This is a genomic window from Pedobacter sp. CG_S7 (assembly GCF_040544395.1).
GTDB lineage: Bacteria > Bacteroidota > Bacteroidia > Sphingobacteriales > Sphingobacteriaceae > Pedobacter.
On the sequence record NZ_JBEONS010000072.1, the window covers coordinates 1 to 5,407 of the forward strand.

4 protein-coding genes and 1 pseudogene are annotated in these 5,407 nt (G+C 36.5%); 4 read left to right on the forward strand and 1 reads right to left on the reverse strand.

All coding sequences use genetic code 11. The features are described from left to right. The 4 genes from AAKU52_RS16955 to AAKU52_RS16970 all read left to right on the forward strand — a co-directional run. A partial coding sequence (locus AAKU52_RS16955; RefSeq protein WP_354335740.1) for a hypothetical protein occupies nt 1-507 on the forward strand: 507 nt, incomplete at its 5' end. A gap of 96 nt (nt 508-603) precedes the next feature. Further along, entirely contained in the window at nt 604-1,872 is a 1,269-nt protein-coding gene (locus tag AAKU52_RS16960; RefSeq protein WP_354335742.1) for a UvrD-helicase domain-containing protein, read from the forward strand. A gap of 165 nt (nt 1,873-2,037) precedes the next feature. Next, nucleotides 2,038-2,535 carry a transposase family protein gene (locus tag AAKU52_RS16965; protein ID WP_354335744.1) on the forward strand — a complete coding sequence of 166 codons (498 nt, stop codon included), beginning with the start codon at nt 2,038-2,040 and terminating at the stop codon, nt 2,533-2,535. After that, complete coding sequence (locus tag AAKU52_RS16970) at nt 2,528-3,733, forward strand: transposase (RefSeq protein WP_354335746.1); 1,206 nt, start codon at nt 2,528-2,530, stop codon at nt 3,731-3,733. The genes AAKU52_RS16965 and AAKU52_RS16970 overlap by 8 nt, the downstream gene beginning before the upstream one ends. Nucleotides 3,734-4,336: 603 nt before the next feature. On the opposite strand, the pseudogene AAKU52_RS16975 reads toward AAKU52_RS16970, so the two are convergent. Continuing rightward, nucleotides 4,337-5,239, reverse strand: a pseudogene (locus AAKU52_RS16975) (IS3 family transposase); the annotation flags it as partial. Nucleotides 5,240-5,407: the final 168 nt, after the last annotated feature.

A 5,407-nucleotide genomic window follows, 5' to 3' on the forward strand; every position in this document is an offset into this window, starting at 1 on the left:
TCTGCATCATTGTTGCCGATTATCCTGCACTATTGTTGCCAATTATTGTGTATTACTAATTGCCATTTTCTCTGCAGTTTTATTTACCGATTACACCTAGCTTATCAGCGATATGCAAAAATATTTCTCAGGAATAGCGAACCATTCATGAAGCTTCCTATTGCGGTTTTGACCGATTCCGATGCAAGGACTTTTGAAGTTTCAAAAAATGCGGACAAAGAGACGATATATACAAAAATCGATGATGCCACTGTTGCCAAAGATACACTGGATAAGATAAATACAATAGTTAATAAAGATGATCAAAGCGTTAAGCATTTCGTAGCTCCATCATGGACGCTCGAATATTGTTTATTCAAATCCTCTAGTTTGAATACTGTTTTTTCTAACTGTACAAAGAAAGTTCATACTAAAACTGATTGGGCAGATTTTGAATCAGCATTAGCAATTAAGTTAATAAACAAAGGCTTTAAAAAAACTGAAATTTCTTATTTGCTTGCTATATAGCCTTAGATGAAGATTCTAAACTTGAAGTGCCCTTAATTACGATCGATCAAATTAATGAAAGTGATACTATTAACTACTTAATAAAAGCTATTAGATATGCAGCAGGTTTTTGATATTACAGCGGCAGATATAGCCTATGCAGAAGCAATATTATTGCCGAACGGGAAGCCTTTTGATCAGGAAAGGCTGAATTTTATTGAGAATCAAAATACAATCGATCTTCAAGCAGTGCCTGGAAGTGGTAAAACCACAGCTTTACTTGCCAAGTTATTAATCATCGAAAGGAAACTCCCCTTGATAAAGGGTGGGGGAATTTTAGTTTTATCTCATACAAACGCAGCAATAGACGAGATTAAACATAAAATTGAAAAATACTGTCCAAAATTATTCAGTTATCCAAATTTTATTGGAACCATTCAAAGTTTTGTTGACCAGTTTCTAGCAATTCCATTTTATGTTATTCAATACAAAAAAAAGCCGTTAAGAATTGATAATGAAATATATGATGAAATAGTTAAGAAAACTTACAACAGTCTCCCGAATTCGGCTGCAAAATCTTGGTTAAATAGGTTGCATAATCCTGAATCAGTCTTTGTTAAAATGCGTTTTGATAAAGATTTGAATCTATTAAAAGAAATGAACGGTGATTTTCTTTTGAGATCAGCAAACGCATCCGCAACTTACACACAACTTGCGAATGCTAAAAAAAATATTATGAAGTCTGGCTTCCTGTGTTTTGATGATGCTTATCTACTAGCAGAGCTTTATTGCAAACATATTCCAGGCATTATAGAAATCGTTCAGAAAAGATTCCCTTTTGTGTTTGTAGACGAAATGCAGGATATGGATAAGCATCAGTATGAAATATTAGAAAAACTCTTTTACGGTAATGGAACTAGCATCTCTACTTTTCAGCGAGTAGGCGACAAAAACCAAGCTATATACAGCTCCCCAAGATCAACAGAAATTTGGATAGATAGAAACCAAGTGCTTAAGCTAAAGGGTAGCCAACGACTTAGCATTCCTATTGCTAGAGTTGCCAGTCAATTCGCAGTATATAAAGATCAAGATTACGAAATAACTGGGTTAAATGAATGCAAAATTTTGCCCCAAATATTAATTTATGATGATCAAAATTTGGGATTAGTTATACCTTTTTTTAGTAAAACAGTAAAAGAAATGGCTGGGAAAGGCGATTTGCCGGATTTCGAAAAGTATCCTGTCAAGGCTATTGCATGGAATACGGAATGGAAAGACGACGACGCTAGAGACAATATCAGTAAACTGAGGCTTTGTGATTTTTATAGTGATTATAACAAGGATTCAAAGGGTGCTAAAATTGATTATTCGTGCTTAAAAGCCTAATGTAGTCGGTAACTTATAATGGTTCTTCGCCAATTTTGATGCACTTTTAAAAAATGAAAAATTTCAAATTAAACATCTGATTTACAGCACAATAAAGCCGAATAAAGGTTGTTTTGCTGATGTTTTTTTAGTATCTTAAAGTATTGAAAAACAGATACTTTAACAGTGAATTCATCTAATACTTTTAATCCAAATCTTGCAGCTTTATTCTATGCTGACCGGAAAATTAGAATATACCGGTCAGAAATAAGGGATTCAACAATCCGTTTATTTGCAAGAAGAGCAGGGAAACGCTCTCAGTGCCCTAATTGTATGAAAAGCAGCCGCAGTGTAAGCTCTTCCTATTTGAGAACCTTGGCAGATCTGCCCATGGCTGCAAATGCGGTTCTTATAATTCTTAAGATACGCCGCTTTGCTTGCAAAAACTCCAATTGTGAAAAGCGCATATTTTCAGAAAGGTGCAACGACTTAACCGATCCCTATTGCAGACGCACCACCAGGGCTTCATCATATTTAAAGCAGTTCCTTATTGAGATATCATCTAATAAAGGCGCCTATTTTTCTAAATTGATGAATATTCCTGTCAGTAACAATACTTGCCTTAGGCTGGTCAAGTCCATGGCAATGCCAGTACATAACAATCTGCTCTGCAGGTATAGATGATTGGGCTAAGAGAAAAGGAATGAACTATGGAACAATCATCGTTAATGCGGATACTGGCCGCCCCATAGATCTTTTGGACAGCAGGGATTCGGCTGATGTTGTAGAATGGCTTTCCGGTCATAATAAGATAAAATATGTAACTCGAGACCGAGCGACCTCTTATTCAAGTGCTATCAAAAAAGCGATACCAGAAGCAAAACAAATAGCAGATAGATTCCATTTGGTAAAAAATCTTGGTGATGCTATCCTAGAGGAAATAAAGCAAGAGTATAGCCATTTGAAGCAGGTTTCCAAAAATATTTATGCAGGTGCTGAATCAAAGAAGTCCATTAAAAAATCCAGTAAAGTTATTTTGGATGTTTCAAATAACTTTACTGGCAATGTCGAACACGAGTTTTCCTCAGAAATGATTGAGAAAAGGGAAAAACTTTTTCAGGTGACCAAAATGAAAAAAGATGGACACAGTATTTCTGATATCGCTCGAAAAACACAAACAAACTGGCGCACGGTAACAAGATATTTGACACACGGAATACCGTCGGCAGCCAGGGATACGCGCGTAAATTATAATAGATATATAGCAGAAATCGAACGCATGTGTAGTTTGGAAATCAATCCCACTGCCATGTTTAGGTCTCTAAAAAATATAGGGCTAAAATGTTGTGAACGGTCCTTTACCAGATGGTTTAACCTGAATTTTCCTGATTATAAATATAAACGGAATAGGACATATCCTGAACCATTAAAGGTAACCAAAGCTGGTACTTGGACTAATTTTATTCCTTTGCCAAAAAAGCTATCAATTTTTGTAATGAATCCAGAATATGGAGTCGCAAAAGATACAGGAGAATGCTCAAAGGAAAAAGAAATCGTTGACACCATAGTAAGTGAGATTCCACTTTTATCCAGTTTGCGAAAGGTTTACACAGATTTTAGAAATATTCTAAAAGGAGGATGTCCCGATCAATTGGATACCTGGATTAAATATGTCCAATCCATTGGTCGAAAAAGAATGGATCGCTTTTGCAATGGGTTAAAAAAGGACATTCTGGCCGTGAAAAATGCCATAATCTATAATTGGACAAACGGGTTGGTAGAAGGAAACGTAAACAGGTTAAAAAACAAAAAGCGTGAGATGTATGGTAGGTGTGGCTTTGAGTTGCTTAGAAGAAAAGTATGTCTTTCATTAACTGGATAATGCATCAAAATTGGCGAAGAACCATTATAACTTACCGACTACAGGAGTGCAATTGTATACTTCATGAATCAATAACATTAATAATAATTATAATTATTCGGCCCTAATATAGAAAAAAGAAAAGAAAATGGATGATTGTAATGAAGACCGGTGGTTAGGTCTCGTTTTAAATTTTTGTAACCAACAGCCCCTCAAAAATCAAACGAATTAAAGTAATAAAGTCATTTCTTATCAAAAAACAAAACAATATCCAAATCAAACAGGTAGTACTATTATTGTTTATGTGTTTGCTCTTTTAAATCATGTTCTGCGGAACGTGACTAATTCAACTTCGGAGATAAAAAAGGTTTGAATACTACAAAACTGCAGATATCCCAAATTTTTGATAGCGCAGATACTGGAATCGCTATTGGGATCTTTACAGACCAGTCTTTATTGGGTTTTATACCAGAACTGAGATCAGTACAAGCGGTTATATTTAACTTCATTCTCCGCGCTCTAGTTGACTTTTTAATACTGGAATTGCAATAGTATACTAGAGTTTTTTTTATTGTCAGATTATTTTTTTGAGAGGCATTACTTTAGATTCTAATAGCATAATTATTATGCTACTTTTCCCTTGTTAATTAATGCATTTTCAAATTCCACTGGTGATAAAAACCCTAGTGTTGAGTGGCTTCTTTTCCTATTATACCATATTTCTATATACTCAAAGATAGCCATAGAAGCCTGTTTTCTCGTCTTGAATTTTGTATGGTATACCATTTCTGTTTTCATGGTTTTAAAGAAACTCTCCGCAACTGCATTATCCCAGCAATTCCCTTTTCGGCTCATACGCTGCACAATTGGCAATCCTTTCAATTGAACCCTGAATTCGGCACAGGCATACTGAACTCCCCGGTCCGAGTGAAAGATCAGCTTGCCAGCAACTGGCCTGTTGGTCTTCGCCATCTGAAATGGCTTTACGGTGGTGTTTTTAGCATCCATTCCTTCACTCAGCGACCAACCGATCACTTTTCTGTCGCACAAATCCATCACGGTAGTGAGATACACCCATCCCTCCGCGGTTTGAATATAGGTTAAGTCCGAAACCCATTTCTCCCCAATACCTGCAGCATAAAAATTCCTGTCCAGGATATTTTCAGCTAGCGGATGCCTGTGTTGGGAATCTGTTGTTCTTACCCAGCTCTTGGGTACGATGCTTCGTATGTTAAATTTGCGCATTAACCTGGCAACCCTCGGTCTGGAGGCTTGTATCCCCTTTTTCCTGAGTTCCACGGTAATTCTTGGGCTGCCATAAATGCCTTTTTTCTCGTGGTAAACCGCATTTATTTCTATCAGAAGAGCATGCTGAAGAGCCAAACGTTTCCCTTGAGGATGCTTTAGCCAGTAATAAAAACCACTGTTGCTTACCCGAAATACCCTGCACATCATTTCAACTGGAAATATTCTTCGGTGCTCTTTCATAAATCCGAATATCTCCCGTCTCCCCTGGAAAAGATGCCGACCGCCTTTTTTAGGATATCGCGTTCCATCTGTGCATCCTTAAGCTCCTTTTGTAACTTTTTAACCAGTTTCTGGGGTCACATAAAATAATTGGGGATTAGGCAAAAAGTTTTTCCATTCTGAACAGGAAGAATTTAGTATCTACAACACCCCTTTGATTAGCTCTAA